Annotated in this window: 27 protein-coding genes; 12 read left to right on the forward strand and 15 right to left on the reverse strand. The window is 64.0% G+C overall.

Annotated elements, in window-relative coordinates; genetic code table 11:
* Positions 1-28 precede the first annotated feature (28 nt).
* The 3 genes from sdhA to sdhC are packed head-to-tail and all read right to left on the reverse strand — an operon-like array spanning position 29 to position 2,615.
* Complete coding sequence (sdhA, locus tag CJD35_RS01970; RefSeq protein ID WP_017180895.1) at positions 29-1,831, reverse strand: succinate dehydrogenase flavoprotein subunit; 1,803 nt, start codon at positions 1,829-1,831, stop codon at positions 29-31.
* The gene (gene sdhD, locus CJD35_RS01975) at positions 1,831-2,220 is read right to left on the reverse strand and encodes a succinate dehydrogenase, hydrophobic membrane anchor protein (protein ID WP_017180896.1); all 390 of its coding nucleotides are present in this window, start codon (positions 2,218-2,220) and stop codon (positions 1,831-1,833) included. The genes sdhA and sdhD overlap by 1 nt, the downstream gene beginning before the upstream one ends.
* On the reverse strand, positions 2,220-2,615 hold the full coding sequence (sdhC, locus tag CJD35_RS01980) for a succinate dehydrogenase, cytochrome b556 subunit (protein WP_017180897.1): 396 nt from the start codon (positions 2,613-2,615) through the stop codon (positions 2,220-2,222). Before sdhC ends, sdhD begins: the two co-directional genes overlap by 1 nt.
* A gap of 185 nt (positions 2,616-2,800) precedes the next feature.
* Between sdhC and CJD35_RS01985 the strand changes: the two genes are divergently transcribed.
* From CJD35_RS01985 to CJD35_RS01995, 3 genes are all read left to right on the forward strand, one after another.
* The gene (locus CJD35_RS01985; RefSeq protein WP_017180898.1) at positions 2,801-4,153 is read left to right on the forward strand and encodes a methyl-accepting chemotaxis protein; all 1,353 of its coding nucleotides are present in this window, start codon (positions 2,801-2,803) and stop codon (positions 4,151-4,153) included.
* Between the two features lie 93 nt (positions 4,154-4,246).
* The gene (locus tag CJD35_RS01990) at positions 4,247-5,242 is read left to right on the forward strand and encodes a 50S ribosomal protein L11 methyltransferase (RefSeq protein ID WP_017181381.1); all 996 of its coding nucleotides are present in this window, start codon (positions 4,247-4,249) and stop codon (positions 5,240-5,242) included.
* Positions 5,243-5,252: 10 nt separating this feature from the next.
* A complete protein-coding gene (locus tag CJD35_RS01995) occupies positions 5,253-5,975 on the forward strand; it encodes a dienelactone hydrolase family protein (protein WP_017181382.1) in 723 nt (240 codons plus the stop codon).
* A 119-nt stretch (positions 5,976-6,094) separates the two neighbouring features.
* Here the strand turns inward: CJD35_RS01995 and ruvC are convergent, their stop codons facing one another.
* The 5 genes from ruvC to CJD35_RS02020 all read right to left on the reverse strand — a co-directional run bounded on the left by ruvC (position 6,095) and on the right by CJD35_RS02020 (position 8,591).
* Entirely contained in the window at positions 6,095-6,586 is a 492-nt protein-coding gene (gene ruvC / locus CJD35_RS02000) for a crossover junction endodeoxyribonuclease RuvC (RefSeq protein ID WP_017181383.1), read from the reverse strand.
* Positions 6,587-6,764: 178 nt separating this feature from the next.
* Entirely contained in the window at positions 6,765-7,508 is a 744-nt protein-coding gene (locus CJD35_RS02005; protein ID WP_017181384.1) for a YebC/PmpR family DNA-binding transcriptional regulator, read from the reverse strand.
* A gap of 70 nt (positions 7,509-7,578) precedes the next feature.
* Entirely contained in the window at positions 7,579-7,905 is a 327-nt protein-coding gene (locus CJD35_RS02010; protein WP_017181385.1) for a heavy metal-binding domain-containing protein, read from the reverse strand.
* 101 nt (positions 7,906-8,006) lie between these two features.
* On the reverse strand, positions 8,007-8,249 hold the full coding sequence (locus CJD35_RS02015; protein WP_006956223.1) for a DUF2312 domain-containing protein: 243 nt from the start codon (positions 8,247-8,249) through the stop codon (positions 8,007-8,009).
* A gap of 42 nt (positions 8,250-8,291) precedes the next feature.
* A complete protein-coding gene (locus CJD35_RS02020; RefSeq protein WP_017181386.1) occupies positions 8,292-8,591 on the reverse strand; it encodes a DUF1244 domain-containing protein in 300 nt (99 codons plus the stop codon).
* 129 nt (positions 8,592-8,720) lie between these two features.
* Between CJD35_RS02020 and pyk the strand changes: the two genes are divergently transcribed.
* Entirely contained in the window at positions 8,721-10,175 is a 1,455-nt protein-coding gene (gene pyk, locus CJD35_RS02025) for a pyruvate kinase (protein ID WP_026002091.1), read from the forward strand.
* On the opposite strand, the gene hemW is transcribed toward pyk, so the two are convergent.
* Positions 10,172-11,359, reverse strand: coding sequence for a radical SAM family heme chaperone HemW (gene hemW / locus CJD35_RS02030; protein WP_051034279.1), 1,188 nt, complete (start codon positions 11,357-11,359; stop codon positions 10,172-10,174). The genes pyk and hemW overlap by 4 nt on opposite strands.
* On the opposite strand from hemW, the gene CJD35_RS02035 reads away from it, so the two are divergent.
* Positions 11,358-12,035, forward strand: coding sequence for a CAP domain-containing protein (locus CJD35_RS02035; protein ID WP_017181389.1), 678 nt, complete (start codon positions 11,358-11,360; stop codon positions 12,033-12,035). The genes hemW and CJD35_RS02035 overlap by 2 nt on opposite strands.
* 27 nt (positions 12,036-12,062) lie before the next feature.
* On the opposite strand, the gene rdgB is transcribed toward CJD35_RS02035, so the two are convergent.
* Both rdgB and rph read right to left on the reverse strand, forming a co-directional pair.
* Entirely contained in the window at positions 12,063-12,692 is a 630-nt protein-coding gene (gene rdgB, locus CJD35_RS02040) for an RdgB/HAM1 family non-canonical purine NTP pyrophosphatase (RefSeq protein WP_017181390.1), read from the reverse strand.
* A 98-nt stretch (positions 12,693-12,790) separates the two neighbouring features.
* Positions 12,791-13,507 carry a ribonuclease PH gene (gene rph / locus CJD35_RS02045; RefSeq protein ID WP_017181391.1) on the reverse strand — a complete coding sequence of 239 codons (717 nt, stop codon included), beginning with the start codon at positions 13,505-13,507 and terminating at the stop codon, positions 12,791-12,793.
* A gap of 92 nt (positions 13,508-13,599) precedes the next feature.
* Between rph and CJD35_RS02050 the strand changes: the two genes are divergently transcribed.
* From CJD35_RS02050 to CJD35_RS02075, 6 genes are all read left to right on the forward strand, one after another.
* Positions 13,600-14,106 (forward strand): DUF6438 domain-containing protein, encoded by a 507-nt coding sequence (locus CJD35_RS02050; protein ID WP_017181392.1) that lies wholly within the window; start codon positions 13,600-13,602, stop codon positions 14,104-14,106.
* Between the two features lie 55 nt (positions 14,107-14,161).
* Positions 14,162-15,208, forward strand: coding sequence for a heat-inducible transcriptional repressor HrcA (gene hrcA, locus CJD35_RS02055; RefSeq protein WP_026002093.1), 1,047 nt, complete (start codon positions 14,162-14,164; stop codon positions 15,206-15,208).
* Positions 15,205-15,756, forward strand: a complete 552-nt coding sequence (gene grpE / locus CJD35_RS02060; protein ID WP_017181394.1) for a nucleotide exchange factor GrpE — start codon at positions 15,205-15,207, stop codon at positions 15,754-15,756. Before hrcA ends, grpE begins: the two co-directional genes overlap by 4 nt.
* A gap of 74 nt (positions 15,757-15,830) precedes the next feature.
* A complete protein-coding gene (locus CJD35_RS02065; protein WP_017181395.1) occupies positions 15,831-17,072 on the forward strand; it encodes a threonine synthase in 1,242 nt (413 codons plus the stop codon).
* 89 nt (positions 17,073-17,161) lie between these two features.
* Positions 17,162-17,794, forward strand: a complete 633-nt coding sequence (locus CJD35_RS02070; protein WP_017181396.1) for a PadR family transcriptional regulator — start codon at positions 17,162-17,164, stop codon at positions 17,792-17,794.
* A 4-nt stretch (positions 17,795-17,798) separates the two neighbouring features.
* Complete coding sequence (locus CJD35_RS02075; protein WP_017181397.1) at positions 17,799-18,077, forward strand: DUF2218 domain-containing protein; 279 nt, start codon at positions 17,799-17,801, stop codon at positions 18,075-18,077.
* Positions 18,078-18,113: 36 nt separating this feature from the next.
* Here CJD35_RS02075 and CJD35_RS02080 read toward each other — a convergent pair whose 3' ends face one another.
* Positions 18,114-19,244 (reverse strand): M14 family metallopeptidase, encoded by a 1,131-nt coding sequence (locus CJD35_RS02080; protein ID WP_017181398.1) that lies wholly within the window; start codon positions 19,242-19,244, stop codon positions 18,114-18,116.
* Entirely contained in the window at positions 19,241-19,840 is a 600-nt protein-coding gene (locus CJD35_RS02085; RefSeq protein WP_017181399.1) for a hypothetical protein, read from the reverse strand. Before CJD35_RS02085 ends, CJD35_RS02080 begins: the two co-directional genes overlap by 4 nt.
* Positions 19,841-20,038: 198 nt before the next feature.
* Between CJD35_RS02085 and ykgO the strand changes: the two genes are divergently transcribed.
* A complete protein-coding gene (gene ykgO / locus CJD35_RS02090; RefSeq protein WP_003046794.1) occupies positions 20,039-20,164 on the forward strand; it encodes a type B 50S ribosomal protein L36 in 126 nt (41 codons plus the stop codon).
* A gap of 241 nt (positions 20,165-20,405) precedes the next feature.
* On the opposite strand, the gene CJD35_RS02095 is transcribed toward ykgO, so the two are convergent.
* A complete protein-coding gene (locus tag CJD35_RS02095) occupies positions 20,406-21,932 on the reverse strand; it encodes a M56 family metallopeptidase (protein ID WP_017181401.1) in 1,527 nt (508 codons plus the stop codon).
* Positions 21,929-22,297: a BlaI/MecI/CopY family transcriptional regulator gene (locus CJD35_RS02100; protein WP_026002094.1), complete on the reverse strand. Its 369-nt coding sequence runs from the start codon at positions 22,295-22,297 to the stop codon at positions 21,929-21,931. Before CJD35_RS02100 ends, CJD35_RS02095 begins: the two co-directional genes overlap by 4 nt.
* Positions 22,298-22,627: the final 330 nt, after the last annotated feature.

Consider the following 22,627-nt stretch of genomic DNA (forward strand, 5'->3'; position numbering starts at 1 on the left):
TTTCTACCGTCAGCCAGGAATGGCTGGATCAGTACACCCGTGCCTTGGGCTTCACATATTCCGCTTCGTCGGTCATCGTATAGTCGTGGACCGGACGGTAATCGAGCGTCACCTTGCCGCCCGAACCGCCCCAGCCTTCGAACCAGCTGATGGTGTGCTTCATCCAGTTTTCGTCGTCGCGGTTGGGGAAATCCTCATGCGCGTGGGCGCCGCGCGATTCCTTGCGTGCTTCGGCGCCTTCCATCGTGCAGATGGCCTGGCTCATGAGATTGTCGAGTTCGAGCGTTTCGACAAGGTCGGTGTTCCAGATCAGCGAGCGGTCGCTGACCTTGACGTCCTGAAGCCGCTTGTTGACCGCCTGCATCCGGGTGACGCCTTCGGACAGGAGTGCGCTGTCGCGGAACACGGCGGCGTGCTTCTGCATGGTGCGCTGCATGTCGAGGCGAATGTCCGCCGTCGGCGTGCCGCCCTTGGCATTGCGATAATGGTCGAGGCGACCGAGCGCGAGATCGGCGGCGTCCGACGGCAACGGCTTGTGCGGCGCGTTCGGCTTCAGATTGTCCTTGAGGAACAGGCCGGTAGCGCGACCGAACACGACAAGGTCGATGAGCGAGTTGGAGCCGAGGCGATTCGCGCCATGGACCGACACGCAGGCCGCTTCGCCGACCGCGAACAGGCCGGGCACGACCACTTCGGGATCATCGCCCTTCTTGGTCACGACCTGGCCATGATAGTTACAGGGGATGCCGCCCATATTGTAATGGACAGTCGGCGTCACCGGCAGCGGCTGGCGGGTCAGGTCAACGCCAGCGAAAATCTTGCCGCTTTCGGTAATGCCGGGCAGCCGTTCGGCCAGCACCTTGGGATCGATATGGTCGAGGTGCAGGAAGATATGATCCTTATGCTCGCCAACGCCGCGCCCTTCGCGCATTTCCATCGCCATCGAGCGGGACACGACGTCGCGCGACGCCAGATCCTTGGCCGAGGGCGCATAGCGTTCCATGAAACGCTCGCCTTCGGAGTTGGTGAGATACCCGCCCTCGCCGCGCGCGCCTTCGGTGATCAGCACGCCCGCGCCGTAGATGCCAGTCGGGTGGAACTGCACGAATTCCAGATCCTGGAGCGGAAGCCCTGCGCGCAGCACCATGCCGCCGCCGTCGCCGGTGCAGCTGTGCGCCGACGTGGCGGAGAAATAGGCGCGGCCATAGCCGCCGGTCGCCAGCACGACCGCATGGCTGCGGAAGCGGTGGATCGAGCCATCTTCCATGCACAGGGCGATCACGCCGCGGCATTCGCCATTTTCCATGATCAGGTCGATGGCGAAATATTCGATGTAGAAGTCCGCATCATATTTCAGCGATTGCTGATAGAGCGCGTGGAGCATGGCGTGGCCGGTGCGGTCGGCGGCGGCGCAGGTGCGCTGCACCGGCGGGCCGGCGCCCATATTCTGCATATGGCCGCCAAAGGGACGCTGGTAGATCGTCCCGTCGTCGTTCCGGCTGAACGGCACGCCCGCATGTTCCAGTTCGATGACGGCGGCGGGTGCTTCGCGCACCATATATTCGATCGCGTCCTGATCGCCCAGCCAGTCGGACCCCTTGACGGTGTCGTACATGTGCCAGGTCCAGTGATCGGGCGAGTTGTTGCCAAGGCTGGCGGCGATGCCGCCCTGCGCCGCAACGGTGTGGCTGCGGGTGGGGAACAGCTTGGTGATGCAGGCGGTCTTGAGGCCCGCTTCGGCGCTGCCCATGGTCGCGCGCAGGCCCGAACCGCCAGCGCCGACAACCACGGTGTCATACACATGGTCGATGATCTTATAGGCTTGCGTCATTATTCGACGACCCCCGTGAAGGCGATCTTGGCGATCGCAAAGACGCCCGCGGCCGCGCCGCCAAAGGCATAGAAATTGAGCAGCAGGATGGAGAAGAAGGCCAGTCCCTTGTCATGGACATAATCTTCCAGCATCACCTGCATCCCAAGGCGCAGATGCCAGAAAATGCTGACGATCATCAGCATCATCGGCACCGCGACCAGCGGGTTGGCGATCCACAGCACGACGCTTTCATAGTCGAGGCCAGGCAGGGTCAGGAGGCTGAAGATCAGCCAGAGCACCAGCAGCAGATTGCCGACGGCGGTGTAGCGCTGCGCCAGCCAGTGATGCGCGCCATGCCGCGCCGACCCAAGGCCACGGACGCGGCCTATACCAGTTCCGTTACCCATCAGAAGGCCTTTCCGAAAATATAGAGCCAGACAAGGGCGGTCACGAGCACCGAAGCGACCACCACCGCGATCGACCAGCTCTTGTTGGTGCGCAGTTCATAGCCCGCCCCCATATCCAGAACGAAATGGCGCAGCCCGGAAAAGAGATGCTGGAAAAAGGCCCAGGTAATGCCGATCATCACCAGATAGCCAAAGGGCGAGGTCGCGCATGTGATGAAGGTCGCATAGGCTTCAGGACCAATCGCGGCAGCCATCAGCCACCAGACGAGGCCCAGCGCGCCAACCGTCGCAAGGCCGTTGCCGGTCACGCGGTGCAGGATGGAAATGGCCATCGCGGGGCCCCATTTCCAGATCGTCAAATGCGGCGAGAGCGGCCGGCTGTTGGTTCGCGCCATGTCTACCCTTGTCCCTGAAATGTCCCTATAAGTGCGATCCCCTTAAGAGCGAACGCGCATGAGGGCAAGCGGTGCAAAGCATGGCTGCCCCAACGATCGTATCCCGCGATCATAAGAAGTGATTAACCAAAGCGCGCTAAGGTCGGCCTGCCAAATAGCATTGCACCAACAGGGGCTGTCCCATCATGTCGTCCTTCGCCGCATCACCAGACAATAGCCGGAACGGCACCGTGAGCCCGGAATTGATCTCGAAAATCGACCCGAATGACAAATTTTCCAAGGGTGCGCAGGAGATTGGCCTGCTGATCAAGGACAGCCTGGCGAGCGTGGGGGACGCCTTTTTCACGACCTATATGCAAAAGACCGGGCTGCGCGAGAAACTGAGTTCCGCAGCGATCAGTGCGATCGAGAGAGAAACGCACCGCTATGTCGAGCAGAAGCTATTGCACTTCAAGGATGCGCTCTGGGCCCAGTCGGCTGCGGATTGCGTGCGCAACGCCCGCAAACATGGCGTGTCGGTGCGGTCGGTGCTCACCGCCGTTGCCGCGGCAAACGAAAAGATCATCGCCCTGATATGGGAATATAGTCGCGATGACGCGGAGCGAAGCCAGCGCCTGACGCTCGTCATGCTCCACATCGCCATGATGGACGCAGGCTTGATGACCAATGTCCTGTCGAACGATCAGGCCGATGCGCAACGTGCCGAACGGCAGCGTTTCGGTTCCTTGTTCGAACAGCGAATCGTCGGTGAAATCGACGGCGCGACCCGATTGGGCGAATCGCTGCGCGAACAGGCCAAGGATGCTTCGGCTGCAACGCGCGGGATGCTGGGCAAGGCATCGGAAGTCGCGGCGGCGGCCGAACAATCCGCCCTGGCGATGCGGGAAGCGGCCCGCACGTCGGCCGGGCTGATCCGCGCCATCGAGGACGCCCGTACCGAGGTTGAGGGGGCAGCCGGAGTTGCCCTGCGCGCCGCGAAACAATCGGGCGATGCGGTCACCATGTCCTCCACCCTGTCCGAACATGCCAAATCGATCGAATCGATCCTGGGCCTGATTCGCGACATTGCCGGGCAGACCAATTTGCTGGCGCTCAACGCCACGATCGAGGCGGCGCGCGCAGGCGATGCCGGGCGCGGCTTTGCCGTGGTCGCGCAGGAGGTCAAAAGCCTGGCCAACCAGACGGCGCGCGCGACGGACGAGATTGCGGGCAAGATCGCCGACATCCAGGCATCGACTCGCCTGTCGGTGGAAACCAACGAACGCATCCGCGATACGGTGGGCGAAGTGCAGGCCAGTGCCGAGCGCATCCGTCATGCGATGGACGCGCAGGCGCAGACCGTCACCATGATCACCGCCGCCGTCGATGAAACAGCGCTCGCCGCCGATTCGATGTCGACCACCATTTCGGCCATCCGGCAGGATACCGAGGTCGTCGCGTCGGAAATCGACCAGCTCGAACGCGGCTTCGTCAGCGTCGAAGGCAAGCTTGCCAGCCTGCGTCACGCATCATCCGATTTCGGTCGACAAGTCGCCTGATAGCGGATCGGCCTGTTCCCGCGCAGGCGGGAACAGGCCGATCCAATCCTCCCGCGCTTCCCCTCTCCTCCATGGTCGGCTAAAGGCGGCGGCATGACCGCTGCCCAAAGTCCTGCACAAAGCTGGAAAGTCACCCTGCCCTGCACCCGTATCGAAGCCGAGGCGCTGGACGGGGAAATTGCCGCCTTTGCCCTGATGGAGCGGCCGCCGGTGCTGATGACCAGCGAGGCGGCGCCAGACGACGACAATGCCTGGCAGCTCGACGCCTATTTCGAGGGCAAGCCCAGCGCCGCCGCGATCAAGTTGCTGCGGTCGATGGTTCCCAGCGCCGCCGGAACCAAACCGCTGGTCGAGGCGCTGCCGGACGAGGATTGGGTGACGTTGAGCCAGCAGGGGCTGGAAGCGGTCACTGCCGGACGCTTCCATGTCCGCAACCTTGCCAGCGATCCGGAACAGCCGGGCCAGGTCAATATTCTGATTGCGGCCAGCCGCGCCTTTGGCACTGGCCAGCATGAAACAACGGCCGGATGCCTGACGATGCTGGACCGGATGCGCCAGGTGGGCATGCGGTTCAACAATATGGCCGACATCGGCACCGGCACCGGCCTGCTCGCCTTTGCGGCGATGAACCTGTGGCCGCGCGCCCATGCGATCGCGTCCGACATTGACCCGGTCGCAGTCGAAATCAGCGCGGAAAATGCCGCGACCAATGGCGTGCCGCTAGGGGCCGGGCCTGGACGACTGGCATTGGTGACCGCCGCCGGGGCCAATCATGCAGCGATTATCGGGCGTGCGCCCTATGATCTGCTGATCGCGAACATTTTGGCCGGACCGCTGATCGAACTGGCGCCGTCGCTCTGCGCGCTGGTCGAGGATGGCGGCACGATCCTGCTGGCGGGCCTGCTCGACACGCAGGTCGATGCCGTGCTGGCCGCCTATCGCGCGCAGGGCATGCGCCTGGCTGAACGGACCGACCGGGGCGACTGGCCGACGCTGCGGTTGCGCAAACGCCCCCGCATCGGATGGAAACGGCCCAAACGCCTGAACCCCGCCGCGCGTGGCGAAGCGCCCGGCTTTGGCAGTATCTAAGGGGAACCCCATGACCATTACCCGCAACAGCATCGTCCATGAAGGACCAGGCGGCCTGTTCGAAAGCATGGTCGTGACCGATAGCGCCGCCAGCGCGCCGTTGCCCGGCGTGCTTCTCTTCCCCAATGTGCTGGGGACCAAGGAAGCCGATTTCGCCTATGCCGAAAAGGTCGCGGCGCTGGGCTATGCCGTGCTGGTCGCCGATGTCTATGGCCAGGGCAAGCGCACCACCCGCGCCGATCCCGATGCCGCGCGCTATATGGCGGAACTGAACGCCGACCGCGCCCTGCTGCGCGACCGCCTCCTGGCCTCCCATGCGCTGCTCAAGGGGCTGGACGCGGTGAACGCAGCCCGCACCGCCACGATCGGCTTCTGCTTTGGCGGCAAATGCGTGCTGGATCTGGCGCGCGCTGGTGCGGACATAGCGGGCGGGGTCAGTTTCCATGGCGTCTATGATGCGCCGCCCTTCCCCAATGCCGCCATCCGCGCAAAACTGCTGATTTGCCATGGCTGGGACGATCCGATCGCACCGCCTGCGGCGACCGTGGCGCTGGCGCAGGAACTCACGGCGGCAGGGTGCGACTGGCAACTCCATGCCTATGGCCGCACCGGCCATGCCTTTACCGACGAGAGCGTCAACATGCCTGAAAAGGGGTTGGCGTATAACGCGGATGCCGATCGGCGCAGTTTCCGCGCGATGGTGGGTTTTTTGGAAGAAGCGTTGGGACGTTAAACACAACCGGCGTTCGTCTCGAAAAGATGATCGGATATTTAGGATTGGGTATTCCCGCGCAGGCGGGAACCCAGCCCCGCCGTTGAACTGGGTTCCCGCCTGCGCGGGAACACATGGCACTACCGCGTCGGAATGCGCCGCGCGCTGGCGAGATGATGGGCGTGGGTGATGGCGACGGCGAGCGCGTCCGCGGCGTCAGGCCCGACGATCTTCACGCCGGGCAACAGGCGTGACACCATGGCATGGACCTGATCCTTCGACGCATTGCCGACGCCGACCACGGATTTCTTGATCAGCCGCGCGGCATATTCGCCGACCTCCATGCCGGAGCGCGCGGCGTTGAGCAGGATCACGCCGCGCGCCTGTCCCAGTTTCAGGGTCGATTGCGGATTGACGTTGACGAACACCTCCTCGACCGCCGCGCCATCGGGCCGATGTTCGAGGATGAGGTCGGTCAGGGCAAGATCGAGCGCCAGCAGCCGCGTTGCCAGTGGCATCGCGCTATCCGTCTTGATCTGGCCATTGCCCAGATGCGTGAGGCGGTTGCCGTCAGCGGCGATCAGACCCCAGCCGGTGGTGCCAAGGCCGGGGTCGAGACCAAGGAGGATCATTGGGATTTCCTCGCCCCTTCAGGGGAGAGGATAGCAAGGCTTGCCGACATGTCGGCTAGCCGCGCTTGGAGAGGGGAGCGATAGTCGCGGATGGCAGCGCCCCCTCTCCCAGCTTCGCCCAGGCGGCAAAGCCGCCAAGGCTGCGCAACCCTCTCCCCAAGGGGAGAGGGAAAACACATCAACCCAGCTTCTCCATGACCGCGTCGGGCACTTCATAATTGCCCCACACCGTCTGGACGTCGTCATCATCTTCCAGCGTGTCGACCAGCTTCATCAGCGTGGCAGCGTTGGCCTCATCGACTTCGACGGTGGTCGTGGGTTTCCAGGCGAGCTTCGCGCCATCCGCCGGACCAAGGCTCGCTTCCAGTGCCTTGGCGACTTCGTGGAGCGCGTCCATCGCGGTCCAGATTTCATGCTCGTCCTCGTTGGACGACACGTCCTCCGCCCCCGCTTCGAGCGCGGCCTCGAAGATCGCGTCGGCATCGCCCGCGCTGGCGGGATAGGTGATCAGGCCGACGCGGTCGAAGCCATGGCTCACCGCGCCCGATGCACCCAGATTGCCGCCATTCTTGGAAAAGGCGGTACGAACATTGGTCGCGGTGCGGTTGCGATTGTCGGTCAGCGCTTCGACGATGATGGCGATGCCTGCGGGGCCATAGCCCTCATAGCGCACTTCTTCATAATTCTCGCCACCTGCGGCATTCGCCTTGTCGACGGCGCGCTGGATATTGTCCTTGGGCATGGACTGCGCCTTGGCTGCGTTGATCGCCAGCCGCAGGCGGGGATTCATGTCCGGGTCGGGCATCCCCATCTTGGCCGCGACAGTGATTTCGCGGCTCAGCTTGGAGAACATCGAGGAGCGCTTCTTGTCCTGCGCGCCCTTGCGATGCATGATATTCTTGAATTTGGAATGGCCGGCCACGGCCTTCTCCTGACATTATCTGATGAAACACGAGCGCGCTCTCTAGCGAGCGAGGGGCGCTCGCGCAATGTTACACAAGGATGGCGGTACCAGAGGCCGACACCATCAGCATCGATCCGTTGGAGCCTATCACTTCATAGTCCAGGTCGACGCCGACGACTGCGTTGCCGCCCAACGTTGCCGCGCGCATCCGCATTTCGCCGATCGCCTGTTCGCGCGCCCGCTGAAGCACATCTTCATAAGCGCCCGACCGGCCACCGACGATGTCCCGCACACTGGCGAACAGATCGCGGAACAGATTGGCGCCCACGATCACTTCGCCCGTGACGATGCCCAGATATTCCTTGGCGGGGCGCCCTTCCAGACGGCTGGTGGTGCTGACGATGACTTCGGACATTTCACTCTCCCTCTGATCCCGTTCGGGCCGAGCGCTTAGACCATCTGCCCTGAACGCAGTGAAGGCCCCTTGCTACGCCAGGCGCGAACGGCGGTGGAGTCCTATTCCATGCCCAGCGCGGACAGATAGGTCTGGAGGATCGCTTCCATTTCCTGCCGGTCGTGGGGCTGCATTTTCCGCAGGCGGACGATCTGGCGCATGATCTTGGGGTCATAGCCGGTCGCCTTGGCTTCCAGATAGACGTCCTTGATGTCGTCGCCGATGCCCTTCTTCTCTTCTTCCAGCCGCTCGATCCGTTCGATCAGCAGGCGGAGCTGGTCGGCGGCGACATTGGGTTCGGTCATGGGGGAGTTTCTCCGGTAGATGTGAATCGGTTGGAGGGCGTCCTAGTGGCTGTCGGCGTTCTTCGCCACACTCTCTTTCATTCGCGCGATCTGCTGCGGCGTCGCTTCGCCCTGATAGCGGGATTTCCATTCGGCAAAGGGCATGCCGTGGATGAGTTCGCGCGCCTGATGTTTCGTCAGGCCACCATCCGCCTCCGCCACCCAGTCGGCCAGGCAATTGCGGCAGAAACCCGCCAAACCCATAAGGTCGATATTTTCGACATCGGTGCGGTGCTGCAAATGCGTCACCAGACGGCGGAAGGCGGTTGCGGCGGCGGCGTCTGTGAGTATGGTGTCGCTCATCGGCGGACCCTTTCGCTGATACATCATCCTGTCGTGCAGCACGGATAACCCATAACGACGCGCTGGCAAGACCAAGGGGGGGAAGCCCAACGGTCGGGCCAGCGGCGATCACGACGGTCAGGAGAATATATGTCACGACTACCGCCCCGCTCACGCAAGGTCCGTATTCTTGCGACACTTGGGCCTGCGAGCGATACGCCCGAAATGATCCGGGCGCTGTTCATTGCCGGGGCCGACGCCTTTCGCATCAATATGAGCCACGGCGCGCATGAGGATCATGCCGCGCGCATCGCCACGATCCGCGCGCTGGAAAAGGAATTTCAGCGGCCGACCACGATCCTGGGCGACCTTCAGGGGCCAAAGCTGCGCGTCGGCACGTTCGAGAAGGGGCTGGCGCTGCTGGAAACCGGCGCGCCCTTCATTCTGGACCGCGACGAAACGCCGGGCGATTCGCGCCGCGTGAACCTGCCCCACCCCGAAATCTATGCCGCCCTGGTGCCGGAAACCCGGCTGTTGCTGGACGATGGCAAGATGGTGCTGCGCGTCAAGGCAATCAGCGAGGATCGTATCGATACGATCGTCGAGGTCGGCGGGACGCTGTCCAACCGCAAGGGCGTGAACGTCCCCGATGTCGTGGTGCCGGTGCCTGCGCTGACCGACAAGGACCGCCGCGACCTTAGCTTCGCGATGCAACAGGGGTGCGACTGGATCGCCTTGAGCTTCGTGCAGCGGCCGGAGGATCTGGCCGAAGCGCGCAAGCTGATGGGCGGATATGGATCGTTGATGGCCAAGATCGAAAAGCCGTCAGCCGTGCAGCGGCTGGAGGAGATTATCGAGATGGCCGATGGCGTGATGGTCGCACGCGGCGATCTGGGCGTCGAACTGCCGCCTTATGATGTGCCGCCGCTGCAAAAGCAGATCGTCGCCACGGCGCGCCGCATGGGTCGCCCGGTGGTGGTCGCGACCCAGATGCTGGAATCGATGATCAAGTCCCCCTCCCCCACGCGCGCGGAAGTGTCGGACGTGGCGACGGCGGTCTATGATGGTGCGGACGCCGTCATGCTGTCCGCCGAAACCGCAGCGGGCGACTGGCCGGTCGAGGCGGTCGCGATGATGGATTCGATCGCCCACAGCGTGGAGCGCGATCCGGGCTATCTGGCGCGACTGCATTTTACCGAGACGCTGCCCGATCCGACCACCGCCGACGCGCTGGCCGAGGCCACCGGCAATATCGTGAATGTCGTGGGCGCGAGCGCGATCACCTGCTTCACATCGTCGGGCAGCACGGTGCGGCGCGTGGCGCGCGAACGCCCCTCCGCGCCGATCCTGGCGCTGACGCCGCGCACCGACACGGCGCGCAAGCTGGGCCTGACCTGGGGCGTCCATGCCATCCGCACCAAGGATATCGGCAATTTCGAGGAGATGATCGGCAAGGCCCGGCGCATGGCGCTGCGTCATGACATGGCCGAAAAGGGCGGGAAGATCGTCGTACTGGCCGGCGTCCCGTTCGGCACGCCGGGATCGACCAATGTGCTGCACGTCGCGGCAGTACGGGGGGACGAACTGAAGGGCCGCGATTATTAGATCGCCACCACTTCCGGCAAGATCGCGTCGAGCAGCAGCATGCCGGCCGGCGCGACTTGCAGGCGGGTGCCGGTCAGGCGGATGAGGCCAAGGTCGGTCAACTGGTCGATGGCGCGTTCATCGACCAGATGGCCAAGGCCAACGCCCGACAGCGCCGCGATCCGGGCGAGATCAACCCCCTCGCCCAGCCGCAGCCCCATCAGCAGCGCTTCCCGCGCCCGCTCCTCGCCCGCCAGCGGTTGTTCCACCTGAAGCCCGTGACCATTGCGGCTGACGGCGCCGATCCAGTTTTCCGGCTTCTTGTGACGCTGCGTCGCCATGGCGCCGCGCCGCCCATGCGCGCCGGGACCAATGCCGACATAATCGCCGTAGCGCCAATAGGTAAGGTTGTGGCGGCTCTCCTGCCCGGCGCGGGCATGATTGCTGATTTCATAGGCCGGAATCCCCGCCGCGCCGGTCATCGCGGCGGTCAGTTCATAGAGAGTCGCGCCATGATCCGGGTCGGCGGGCGTCATCCTGCCCTGAGCAACCAAGGTGGCAAAGCGAGTGCCGGGTTCGATCGTCAGTTGATAGAGCGAGAGATGGCCGGTGCCGAACGACAGGGCGCGCGCCAGTTCCGCCTGCCATTGCGCTTCGCTCTGGTCGGGCCGGGCGTAGATCAGGTCGAAGCTCACCCGGTCGAACACCGACTGGGCGGTGTCGAGTGCGGCCAGCCCTTCGGCAACATCATGGGCGCGGCCCAGAAAATGGAGCGCATCGTTATCGAGCGCCTGCAGGCCCAGCGAGACGCGGTTGACCCCGGCGGCGGCGAGATCGGCAAAGCGCGCCGCCTCGACCGAGTTGGGATTGGCCTCCAGCGTGATCTCGACTTGCGGGGTAAAGCCCCAATGCCGCTGCGCCGCGGCAATGAGGTCCGCCACCAGCGCTGGCGGCATCAGCGAGGGCGTGCCGCCGCCAAAGAAGATCGAGGAAAGCGGTCGCCCGCCGGTCAACGCAGCTTCGTGCCCCATGTCAGCGAGCAGAGCGGCGCGCCAGGCATCCACATCTATGCCTTCGCGGACATGACTGTTAAAATCGCAATAGGGACATTTCGATACGCAAAAGGGCCAATGAATATATAAGGCCAGAGCGTCGGCGGGGGCCGGCGCCGATGGGGATGCAGAGTCGGGGGGAATGAGGGCCATGGCTGGGGGCAGCCCTAATCTGTTTTTGCGTGCCGGGCTATGGGCGGCGTTGCTGATTGCGACGGGTGCACAGGCAGCGTCCGACAGCGCGCCGGGGAGCAAGGCGGTGACCGCAGCGCCGGTCAATGTGCCGACCGGCGTAGTCATGCCGGCGGCCTATTATGGGATGGAGGAAGCGCCAAGAGGCGAGCCGCTGCTGCGGGCCGTGATGATCGACGCGCATAATGGCGAACGGGCGCTGGTTGGCGTTCCGCCGCTGGAATGGGACGAGGCGCTGGCCGTGGACGCGGCGCGCTATGCCGCCGACATGGCGCAGAGCGGGGCGTTTCGTCACAGCCCGCGTGGCAGCCGGGCGATACCGAGCGGCGAAAATCTGTGGATGGGACCACGCCGCCTTTATGGCTATGGCGTCATGGTCGGCGCTTTTCTGGATGAGAAAAAACTGTTCCGGACCGAAGGCAAATTGCCGGACCTGAGCACCAGCGGGCGCTGGCAGGATGTCGGCCATTATACGCAGATGATCTGGCGCGGCACGCGCAAGGTGGGCTGCGCGCTGGGCGAAGGGGCGAATTACGAATATCTGGTGTGCCGCTACTTCCCCGCCGGCAATGCGTTCGGGAAAGGCCCGCTGGACGAGGAAGCAGCCCCGGTGGAACTGGCCAGCGGTGGGCAGTGATCCTCCCCGGCGCGGGGAGGAACCGGGTCAGAACACTGCCGCCACCAGCTGTCTGAATGCGTCGGCGCGATGGCTCATGGCGTGCTTGGCGTCCGGGTCCATTTCGCCGAAGCTGATGTCGAAGCCGAGCGGCTGGAACATGGCGTCATAGCCAAAGCCATTGGCCCCACGCGGCGGCCAGACGAGCGTACCGTCGACCCGCCCCTCAAACGCTTCGACATGACCATCGGGCCAGGCAAGGGCCAGGGCGCAGATGAAATGGGCGTCATGCCCGGCGTCCGGGCCTTTGGCCTGCACGCCATCCCATACTTTCTGCATGGCAAGGGCGAAGTCCTTGTCCGGTCCGGCCCAGCGCGCCGAAAACAGCCCCGGATCGCCACCCAGCGCCTCGACGCACAGGCCGCTATCGTCGGCCAGCGCAGGCAGTCCGGACAGGTCGGCGGCCTGCAATGCCTTCAGTTCCGCATTGGCAATGAAGGTCGTGCCGGTTTCTTCCGGTTCGGGCAGGTCGAGCGAGGCGGCGGAGATCGGCTCGATACCATAGGGGCCGAGCAGCGCGGCGATTTCACGCACCTTGCCCGCATTGTGACTGGCGATCACCAGCTTGCCGGGGGCGAGCTTGCGGATTGCCTGTTCCTGTCCGAATTGGTCGGTCATTTTTCCACCTCTTTCCGTTCGTTTCGAGCGCATTCGATAAACGCAAAAGTCACGCCATCGGCTTCTCGACTTCGCTCGAAGCGAACGGATAATTGTGATTACCGCCCCGTCGCGGCGTCCTGCGCGGCGAAGATCTTGGCGCAGCCGATCCGGGCGAGGCGCAGCAGGCGCAGAAGTTCTTCCTCGTCATAGGCCGCGCCTTCGGCGGTCGCCTGCACTTCGGCGAACTTGCCGTCGCCGGTCAGGATCAGGTTCGCGTCCGTCTCGGCATTGCTGTCCTCGGCATAGTCGAGGTCGAGGACCGGCGTGCCTTCATAGATGCCGCAGCTGATGGCAGCGACCTTCTGAATGATCGGGTCTTCCTTGAGCGCGCCGGAGGCCAGCAACTTGTCCACCGCAATGCGCAGCGCGACCCAGGAACCGGAGATCGCCGCCGTGCGAGTGCCGCCATCGGCCTGGATCACGTCGCAATCGACCACGATCTGGCGTTCGCCCAGCTTCTTCATGTCCACGACGGTGCGCAGCGAGCGACCGATGAGGCGCTGGATTTCCTGCGTGCGGCCCGATTGCTTGCCTTTGGCCGCTTCGCGGCTGCCACGGGTATGGGTGGCGCGCGGCAACATGCCATATTCGGCCGTGACCCAGCCCGACCCCTTGCCCCGCAGGAAGGGCGGCACTTTTTCTTCCACCGACGCGGTGCACAGCACGCGGGTGTCGCCGAAACTGATGAGGCAGCTTCCTTCGGCATGGATGGTGAAGCCAGGCTCCATGATGATGTCGCGCATCTGGTCGGGCGCGCGGCCGGAAGGACGCATATTCTTTCTCCAAATCGATCAGGAGACGGCGCTTAGCGTCCGACAGCGTTTCTTGCCAGTGCCATGCGCGCAATTAGGCGATAAGAGGGGCCATGATGACCAGAATGATAATAGCCGCGACGGTGATGCTGCTGGCGGGATGCGCCACCGCCGACACTGAGCTGGACACACCGCGCGCCGCCGGAGACACGATCCGCTTTACCGCCGGGCGCTGCTTTGGTGCCTGCCCCGCCTATAGCGTGCAGGTGACGCCCGATGGATCGGGCCTGCTGGAGCCGGACAAGTTCACGGCCGTGCCGGGGCCGACGCGCTTCACCGTGACCCCGGCGCAATATCGGCAATTGCGCCTGGCGCTGGCCCCGTACAAGCCGCTGGTCGGCACCGAAAGGCGGATCGCCCATGGCGAGAATTGCGCCCGCTTTGCGACCGACATGCCCGGCTATCGCATCGAATGGACGCGCGGCGAGGCCAAGCCGACGCGGCTCGACTATCAGTCGGGATGCCTGGACGCGCGCTATGCGAAGCTGCGTACGACGATTGGCGGCATTCCCAAATTGCTGGGGATCGAACCGATGCTGAAGGCCAAAATTGCCCAATAGGGCTGGCCGCCACGCAGGCGTTGAGCCTGGAGGCAATCCATCCTACATTTTACCGATGACGCCAACGACACCCATTACCGAATTGAACGAGCGCGCCCGCGACGTTTTTCGCCTGGTGGTGGAAAGCTATCTGGGCACTGGCCTGCCAGTCGCATCGCGCACGCTCAGCAAGATCGCATCGCTCAGCCTGTCACCCGCCTCGATCCGCAACGTGATGCAGGATCTGGAGGAACTGGGGCTGCTGGCCGCGCCGCATACGTCGGCGGGGCGGATGCCGACCGAAACGGGGCTGCGATTGTTCGTCGACGGAATGATGCAGGCGGCGTTGCCGTCGGCAGAGGAACGGCGCGCGATCGAGGCGGGGCTGGCCGAGGGCGGGCCGATCGAGGAAGCGCTGTCCGCCGCCACCGCTGCGCTGTCGGGCCTGTCGGCCTGTGCGGGCATCGTCATGGTGCCCAAGCGCGAGCCTGTCTTGCGCCAGTTCGGCTTCGTGCCGCTGAACGACCGGCAGGCGCTGGCGGTGCTGGTCGGGCAGGATGGATCGGTTGAAAATCGCGTGCTGGACCTGCCGCCCGGCGTGTCCCCCTCCATGCTCAACGAAGCGGCCAATTTCATGTCGGCGCGCTTTGCCGGGCTGACGCTGCGGCAGGCGGGCGACAGGCTGGCGCTGGAAATGGAGAGCGAACGCAGCGCGCTCGACGGCGCGGCGCGGGAACTGGTGGAACGCGGCGTCGCCATCTGGTCGCATGACGCCGATGACAGGCCAGTGCTGATCGTGCGGGGGCAGGCCCATCTGATCGACGACGGCACGGCAGCCGACCTGGAAAGGGTGCGGCAATTGCTGGAGCAGCTGGAAGGCAAGCAGGAAATATCCCGCCTGCTGGAAAGCGCATTGGCGAGCAGCGCGACCAAAATCTTCATCGGATCGGAAAACAAGCTCTTTTCCCTGTCGGGTTCTTCGGTCATAGCCGCCCCCTATCGTGGCGCGGACGGCCGGGTGGTCGGCGTGGTCGGCGTGATCGGCCCCACGCGCTTGAACTATGCACGGGTGATCCCCATGGTGGATTTCACCGCACAAACGCTTTCGAGATTGATGAGATGAGCGAAGATAATCTGAACGTCGAAAATACCGAAGTCGTGGACCAGTTGCCGGAGGATGCACCCGTGGCAGATGCCAATGCAGAGCGTATCGCCGCGCTGGAAGCGGAACTGGCGACTGCGAAGCAGGACATTCTCTATGCCCATGCCGATACGCAGAATGTGCGCCGTCGGCTGGAAAAGGAACTGACCGACACCCGCGCCTATGCCGCGACCAATTTTGCCCGCGACATTTTGTCGGTCGCCGACAATCTGAGCCGCGCCCTTGCCGCCATTCCGGCGGAACTGCGCGAGGATGAGAAGTTCAAGGGGCTGGTCGTCGGGCTGGAAGCCACGGGCCGCGAACTGGAAGCGGTGTTCGGCCGCAACGGCATATCCAAGGTCGAGTCGGTCGGCCAGCCGCTCGACCCCAACAAGCATCAGGCGATGATGGAAGTCCCGTCCGCCGATGCCGCGCCCGGCACGATCCTGGTCGAAATGCAGGCGGGCTATATGATCAAGGACAGGCTGTTGCGCCCGGCCATGGTCAGCGTGGCGAAAGCGCCGGACTAAGATATGCACGCCCCTTCCGTTCGCGGGAGGGGCATGAAAAGTGGCCGGGGGGGCACAGACTAAAGGATACCCCGTTGCGCCACGACCTGAACCTCACCACCGATCGTCCCACCTTCGTCACCCATCTGGAATGTTCGCTGACGGGCGAACACTATCCGGCAGACAAGCTGCATGGCCTGTCCGCGGCGGGAAAGCCGCTGCTGGTCCGTTATGATCTGGACGGGGTGCGGGCAGCGCTGACCAAGGATGTCCTGGCGCAGCGGCCGATGGATTTGTGGCGCTGGCGCGAATTGCTGCCGGTGCGCAACACCGCCAACATCGTCAGCCTGGGCGAAAATGCCACGCCCCTGGTCGCCCTGCCGCGCACTGCCGCGCGATTGGGTGGCGCGCATCTGATCGCCAAGGATGAGGGCCGCCTGCCGACTGCATCGTTCAAGGCCCGCGGGCTGGTGATGGCGGTGTCGATGGCCAAGGAACTGGGCGTGACCCAGATCGCGATGCCCACCAACGGCAATGCCGGCGCAGCGCTGGCCGCCTATGCCGCTGTCGCCGGGATGGAAGCGATCATCTTTTGCCCGGATGACACGCCGGAAATCAATGTGCGCGAAATCGCGGCGCAGGGTGCGCGCGTCTATCGCGTCAACGGGCTGATCGACGATTGCGGCGCGATCGTCGGGCAAGGGTCGAAGGAGCGTGGCTGGTTCGATTTTTCGACGCTGAAGGAGCCCTACCGGATCGAGGGCAAGAAAACGATGGGGCTGGAGCTGGCCGAGCAGCTGGGCTGGGAATTGCCCGACGCAATCTTCTATCCCACTGGCGGCGGCACCGGGCTGATCGGCATGTGGAAGGCGTTTGATGAGCTGGAGCAGATTGGCTTTATCGGGTCTAAACGCCCCAAAATGTTCGCGGTGCAAGCGGAAGGCTGTGCGCCAATGGTCCGCGCTTTCGATGCGGGCGTGGAATTTGCCGAACGGTGGGAGGATGCCCACACCATCGCGATGGGCATTCGCGTGCCGCGCGCGGTCGGCGACTTCCTGATCCTGCGGGCCGTACGGGAAAGCGGTGGCGCGGCGCTGGCGGTGTCGGATGCCGCGATCATGGCAGCGGTGCGCGACGTGGCGCGGGACGATGGCCTGCTGCTTTGCCCGGAAGGCGGCGCGACGCTGGCCGCCTACAGCCGCGCATTGGACGAAGGGCTGATCGGACGCGAGGATCGCGCAGTGCTGTTCAATTGCGCCAGCGGGCTTAAATATCCGCTGGAGGATCATTCGCGTCGGCTCGACCGGCATATGGCCATCGACTTCGCTGCTCTCTGACAGTCATCCACAAAAGATATATCTTAACGCTTGACGCCAGATGTTTTTAAGATATATCTTAATGCATCTTGAAACGCACTGAAAGATGAATGATGCATTTTCATTACACATATGACGGCCGGGGCGGTCGTCACCATGAGCATGGCCAGCGCGGCCATCGGCGCTTTGCCGGCCCTGAAGGCTTTGGTCGGGGCGGTTTCGGGCGGGGCGACGGTCCCCGTGGGAGCGGGCCGTTGGGTGGCGGCGGACGCGGCGGTGGTCGGCGGCGCTTGTTCGACAATGACGCGCTCAAGCTGATCCTGCTCAAGCTGATCGCTGACATGCCGCGCCATGGCTATGACCTGATCCGGGAGATTGAAAGCCTGTCGGGCGAGGTCTATGCGCCCAGCCCCGGCGTCGTCTATCCCACGCTGACGCTGCTGGCCGATATGGGCCTGATCGCCGAGCAGCCGGGACAGGGCAGCCGCAAGCTGTTTGCGATTACCGACGAAGGCACGGCCTATCTGGACGAGCATAAGGCCGGGCTGACGCTGGTGATGGAGCGAATCGCGTCGCTGGCGCAAAAAGCCGAACGCACCGACAGCGCCCCCGTCCGCCGGGCGATGCACAATCTGCGCATGGCGATACAGGGTCGGCTGGAAAAGGAAGGGGCGGATGCCCAGACCATGTTCGACGTCGCGTCCCTGATCGACGAAGCCGCCACCAAAATCGAAAGGCTCTGACGCGATGACGCTGACCGCCCATATACCCACGGCCAATGCCAGCCGTTACCTTCAACAATTGTGCAAGCATTGGAGCCACAAGTTCGAGACGGAGTTCGACCCGCAATCGGGCATCATCGCCTTCCCGATGGGGCCGATCCGCATGGCCGCGCAGGACGACGCGCTGGTCGTGACGATTGATCCAACCCCGGACGCAGATGTGGCGGCTTTCAAGAAAGTCGTGGCGGACCATCTCGATCGCTTTGCGTTTCGGGAAGCGCCGCTGACCTTTGACTGGAAATAGGCTGCATGTTCCCGCCTGCGCGGGAACACTTCATTCCTAGATTTCCCCGATCATCTCCGCCAGCACGGCCAGGCAATCCTTGCCCAGTTGCGCGGAACGGGCAGGCGACCAGCCGAAATCGGCGTCGGGCAGGTCGTCATTATCCTTGAACGGCATTTCCAGCGTCATCGCCACCGCGCCAAAGCGTTCGGCAAGCTGATTGGTGGACATGGACAGGTTCGCCCGCCCCTCGCCCGCCACAGGATAGCCAAGCCGCGTCTGGAAATCCGGCGTGCGCGCCGCCAGCGTGTCGCGATAACGATGGTAGAGGGTCAGTTGCCGTTCCGTGATGGAAGGGATGCCTTCAAAGCCGGCGATGAATACGGCCGGGATCGCTTCGTCGCCATGCACGTCCAGGGCGAGGTCGACACCGGTTTGGTCCATCGCCGCGCGGACCAGAAACACCTCCGGGCTACGCTCCATCGACGGTTCGTGCCATTCGCGGTTCAGGTTCACGCCCGCCGCGTTGGTGCGCAAATGGCCGCGGCGGCTGCCGTCCGGGTTCATATTGGGCACCAGATGGATCGTCGCCTGTTGCCTGAGCAAACGCGCAACCGAATCCTCTTCGTCGCACAGCCGTTCCAGCGCGCCTTCCATCCACCATTGCGCCATGGTTTCGCCCGGATGCTGACGGGCATAAAGCCACACCTGTTTGGGACCGTCGCCTATGGTCAGCAGGTCGAGCGGCTGACCATCCAGCGTCAGCCCCAGTTCGCGGTGGGTGACGCCCGGCTGGCTAGCGGCAAAGGCGATCAGATCATGGTGGCGCTCCATCGAATAGGGCGCGAAATAGGCGACCCACAGCGCATTGCTGTCCGGTTCCAGCCGAATCGTGAGCGTGCCGTCGGCATAGCTGGTATCGGCCTGGGTCCAGCTTTCGCGATCTTCGCTGATCCGCGCCCTGTAGCCGGTCCAGCCGTCGGGATAGGCCGACCCGGCACAATTGACGATCGCCAGTTCCACCGATCGCCCGGCGGCGTTGGCGAGCCGAAAATGGAACCATTGATAGAAATCGCTCTGATGGTCGGTCACGATTTCCAGCTCGGCGCGAACATGCTCCGGCGTGTCGGTGATGGAAAGGACGCGGATATTGCCGCTGTCGAATGCGCTGGTGATGGATATGGTCATTTGACGGTTATAGTGCGGCCGGATTCGCCCGGATAGCCCTCGATCAGCGCGGCGCTCAGCTTTTGTGCGGCGAGGCCCGGCTGCGCGGCTGGCGTGCCTTCGCGCGCCTCCGTCAACGCACGCCCTTCCCAGATCATCGTCGAATCGGCGCGGCGGCGAAGCTGAACGTGCAGTTCGGTCGTCACAATATCCTTGGGCTTGCCCGACAGGTTGATGCCGACGCCCACGCCCATGCCGGAAAAGCCGCCGCTGCCGATTCCACCGCCCACGCCGACGCTGACTGGCCTGTCACTGCCACGGTCGACGCCCGACGGGCGAAAGCTGCGGCGGAAAGCGACGCTGGCGACATAGTCGCTGGTCTCCCCTGCCGATACGGGCGTGAAGCCGACACGCTGCCATTCCTGCGACACGGCGGCGGCATAGGTGCGGAATTCCAGGCTGACATCGGGATTGCCGCGCATTTCCTCCACCGCGATCGTGCCGCTGCGTGCGGGATTGCCGATATGGAAGCGCGTGACCTCCACCGGGGGAATCGCCGTGGCACATGCGCTGAGGGACAGGGCAAGGCTGGTGGCGAGGATCAGGCGCTTGGACATGGCATCTACTCCAACGGGGCATATCCGCTAAACGACGCGAACAGCATAATTCCTTCAACGCTCCAAGCCATCAACTTGCTGCATGAAGGATGAACGGGGGCAAAAGTCTTGCCAGTGGACTTGACTTAAGCCCTCTCCGCCCATAGGGGCAGCGCTTCGATTTTCCGCTAAAGCCAGATTCTAAGAAGGCAGACTTCCATGAAGATCCGCAACTCGCTCAAGTCGCTCAAGGACCGTCATCGCGATAACCGCGTGATCCGCCGTCGCGGCCGTACCTATGTGATCAACAAGACCAACCGCCGCTTCAAGGCCCGCCAGGGCTAAATGATGCGGTGAGGCCCGCCACCGTCGATCGCGACGGTGCGGCGGCGCCTTTCCAATGTCGGACCTGCGTGTCCTGCCCGAGCGCCTGATCGATGCCGATCAGGCGCTCGACGCATTTGTGCATTATTGTGCTGTCGCGCCGACGGCCTGAGCTTTCCGAGACGCAAAAAAGCCATCCACGGGCGGACCCATGGATGGCTTTCGCCTGCACAATCCGGGTGACCCGGTCGAACGGGCCGGGTCAGTCCCCCTGCCCGTCAATCTTGGCAATTTCGTCGTCCAGATCGCGCAGCACGTCGGCGCGGACGCGGTCGGTCATGTGCGCGGTCCTTGCGACCTGGGCGCGGGCCGCCACCAGTCCCGCGCGCGCCGCGCGATGGGCCTGCGCTTCGATCTGCGCCTGGCAGATGCGTACGCGGATGGTGCGGCGACCGTCACCATCCACGCTTTCACGCTGGCTGACGGTCTGGCTGCCCTCACAGCCGTTGCGGACGTCGACCCGCGGCACCATGCGGCGGATTTCGGCGTCGGTCGGGATATGGTGGCGCTCGACCCGGCCATCGGCATGGGTGACGACGATGGCGCCCTTTTCCTCCCGAACGGTTACGGGCGGCACATGGGGAACGGGCGGGACGGGCGCTACCGGCGCGACCATATCTGCGGCAGGGACGATCGGAGCGGGTGGCGCGGGCGGCGGTGCGACGGCCATTTCGGTGTCGATAGTCGCTGCTGCCGGGACGGCTGCAACGTCGGGAACGTCTGGCGTCTGCGGCACGCTGGCGGCGGCGGGTTTGGCGACCAGATCGGACAGGCGTGCAAAGTCTGCGGTTTCCACCGTGTCGCTGATGGCGGCCATCTGCTGCGCAGCGCGGCTGCCCGACGCCGTGAGCGCGAGGCCCGTAGCCGTCACCATCGCGACGGCGGCCATGCCCCAGCTGATCCGGTGGAGTGAAATTTCGTGACGCGAAAGCATGATGAGCCTCCCCTTCAATGTTGTAATACGAGTGAGATGACAGGCGGCGGCGAACTGACGGCCACCAGCGGCCTTCAGGATCGCGCGGCCATAAATATGGGCCTGATCCTGGCCATAAAGCGCCAGTACGCGGGCGTCGCAGGCCGTTTCCTGATCGGCGCGATAGGCGCGATAGGCGATCCAGGCGATGGGATTGCACCAGTGGATGGCGAGCAGCGCGAGCGCGATCATGTTCGCGGCCAGATCGCCATGGGCATGATGGGCGCGTTCATGCGCAATCGCCATTTCCTGTTCCAGCGCGTCATAGCGCAGCGCAAAATCGGCGGGCAGCACGATGAAGGGTTTGAGCACGCCGAAGGCAAGCGGACCACTGGCATGGGGGCTGGTGATCAGGCGGATACGGCCTTCCTCGCCAATCGGCGTGGCACCGGTGAGCATGTGCCGCCGGAACCGCGCATAGCCGACCGCCTGTATGACAAGGAAAGCCAGCATCCCGGCAAACCAGACGCCGATGCCGACCTCCAGCCAGGGAAAGCTCGCCTCCGCCGCCACTTGCGGCGCGGGCGCAACGGCCAGCAGATCGGGCAGGCCAGCCTGATCGACGGCGACATGCAAGGGAGAGGGGCTGGCGACGTCGCCGGGCAGCGCGGGCAGCAGCATTCGCGCGAACGGCACCGCCCAAAGGCAATAGGCGGCCCCCGCCCCCAACCAGCGCGCCACCGGCCGTCGCAACAGCATGACCAGCGCCATCAGCAGCGTCGTGGCAATCAGCGTTTCAACCATCCAGACGCTCATGATTTCAGCCCTTTCAGGATTGCCTCAAGCTCGGCAATGTCATCGTCGCTCAACTGATCCTGGCTCGCCAGTTGCGCGACCAGCGGCGACACCCGCCCGCCGAACAGCCGGTTGACCAGCCGCCCCGATTCGCTGGCGACATAATCCTCCCGCGCGACAAGGGGCCGATAGAGGAAGCGACGGCCATCCTGATCGGCGGCGATCACATCCTTGGCCATCAGCCGCGACAATAATGTCTTGACCGTCTGGGCGCTCCAGTCGCGCGCGGCGGTGACGCGATCGGCCACGTCATTGGCGGTCAGCGGCGACTGTTCCCACAGCGCCTCCATCACCACCAGTTCGGCTTCGCTGATCTTTTCACCCACTTGCGCCACGCGACTCTCGCTTCCTTTTCCAACTACAGATGTAGTCGCATTGATTACGACTGTAGTCAATAGCGTTAAGGCCGCCCCGTCAGAGGCGCTCTACGCATCGTGAAAATGTCGGGATTTTTGACAGAAGCCTGTCAGCGGTACGCGCCGTTAACCCTTGTAACCGCGGATTTGCGCGCTCCGATCGTTGTGGCACGGCGGTTGCAACTTTCATTGCATAACCCACCGTGTAACTACCCTGGGGGTGCTGCCAGGTCTCCGTCGGCACCCCCAACCCGGTGAATCCCCCAATAGTCGGCACAAAAAAAGGCGGCCCGATCAACG

Origin of the sequence: Sphingobium xenophagum, from assembly GCF_002288285.1 — a bacterium.
In the GTDB taxonomy this organism is placed as follows: domain Bacteria; phylum Pseudomonadota; class Alphaproteobacteria; order Sphingomonadales; family Sphingomonadaceae; genus Sphingobium; species Sphingobium xenophagum.

Bases quoted from the DNA above. Each gene is read 5' to 3' on its own strand.
- CJD35_RS01990 (WP_017181381.1), top strand. From the start codon at position 4,247: ATGACCGCTGCCCAAAGTCCTGCACAAAGCTGGAAAGTCACCCTGCCC.
- CJD35_RS01995 (WP_017181382.1), top strand. From the start codon at position 5,253: ATGACCATTACCCGCAACAGCATCGTCCATGAAGGACCAGGCGGCCTG.
- hrcA (WP_026002093.1), top strand. From the start codon at position 14,162: ATGACGCCAACGACACCCATTACCGAATTGAACGAGCGCGCCCGCGAC.
- CJD35_RS02080 (WP_017181398.1), bottom strand. From the start codon at position 19,244: ATGACCATATCCATCACCAGCGCATTCGACAGCGGCAATATCCGCGTC.
- hemW (WP_051034279.1), bottom strand. From the start codon at position 11,359: ATGGCCCTCATTCCCCCCGACTCTGCATCCCCATCGGCGCCGGCCCCC.
- CJD35_RS02095 (WP_017181401.1), bottom strand. From the start codon at position 21,932: ATGAGCGTCTGGATGGTTGAAACGCTGATTGCCACGACGCTGCTGATG.
- CJD35_RS01985 (WP_017180898.1), top strand. From the start codon at position 2,801: ATGTCGTCCTTCGCCGCATCACCAGACAATAGCCGGAACGGCACCGTG.
- CJD35_RS02010 (WP_017181385.1), bottom strand. From the start codon at position 7,905: ATGTCCGAAGTCATCGTCAGCACCACCAGCCGTCTGGAAGGGCGCCCC.
- CJD35_RS02050 (WP_017181392.1), top strand. From the start codon at position 13,600: ATGATGACCAGAATGATAATAGCCGCGACGGTGATGCTGCTGGCGGGA.
- CJD35_RS02035 (WP_017181389.1), top strand. From the start codon at position 11,358: ATGGCTGGGGGCAGCCCTAATCTGTTTTTGCGTGCCGGGCTATGGGCG.
- pyk (WP_026002091.1), top strand. From the start codon at position 8,721: ATGTCACGACTACCGCCCCGCTCACGCAAGGTCCGTATTCTTGCGACA.
- CJD35_RS02070 (WP_017181396.1), top strand. From the start codon at position 17,162: ATGATGCATTTTCATTACACATATGACGGCCGGGGCGGTCGTCACCAT.
- rdgB (WP_017181390.1), bottom strand. From the start codon at position 12,692: ATGACCGACCAATTCGGACAGGAACAGGCAATCCGCAAGCTCGCCCCC.
- grpE (WP_017181394.1), top strand. From the start codon at position 15,205: ATGAGCGAAGATAATCTGAACGTCGAAAATACCGAAGTCGTGGACCAG.
- CJD35_RS02015 (WP_006956223.1), bottom strand. From the start codon at position 8,249: ATGACCGAACCCAATGTCGCCGCCGACCAGCTCCGCCTGCTGATCGAA.
- CJD35_RS02085 (WP_017181399.1), bottom strand. From the start codon at position 19,840: ATGTCCAAGCGCCTGATCCTCGCCACCAGCCTTGCCCTGTCCCTCAGC.
- sdhC (WP_017180897.1), bottom strand. From the start codon at position 2,615: ATGGCGCGAACCAACAGCCGGCCGCTCTCGCCGCATTTGACGATCTGG.
- ykgO (WP_003046794.1), top strand. From the start codon at position 20,039: ATGAAGATCCGCAACTCGCTCAAGTCGCTCAAGGACCGTCATCGCGAT.
- CJD35_RS02075 (WP_017181397.1), top strand. From the start codon at position 17,799: ATGACGCTGACCGCCCATATACCCACGGCCAATGCCAGCCGTTACCTT.
- rph (WP_017181391.1), bottom strand. From the start codon at position 13,507: ATGCGTCCTTCCGGCCGCGCGCCCGACCAGATGCGCGACATCATCATG.
- sdhA (WP_017180895.1), bottom strand. From the start codon at position 1,831: ATGACGCAAGCCTATAAGATCATCGACCATGTGTATGACACCGTGGTT.
- CJD35_RS02020 (WP_017181386.1), bottom strand. From the start codon at position 8,591: ATGAGCGACACCATACTCACAGACGCCGCCGCCGCAACCGCCTTCCGC.
- sdhD (WP_017180896.1), bottom strand. From the start codon at position 2,220: ATGGGTAACGGAACTGGTATAGGCCGCGTCCGTGGCCTTGGGTCGGCG.
- ruvC (WP_017181383.1), bottom strand. From the start codon at position 6,586: ATGATCCTCCTTGGTCTCGACCCCGGCCTTGGCACCACCGGCTGGGGT.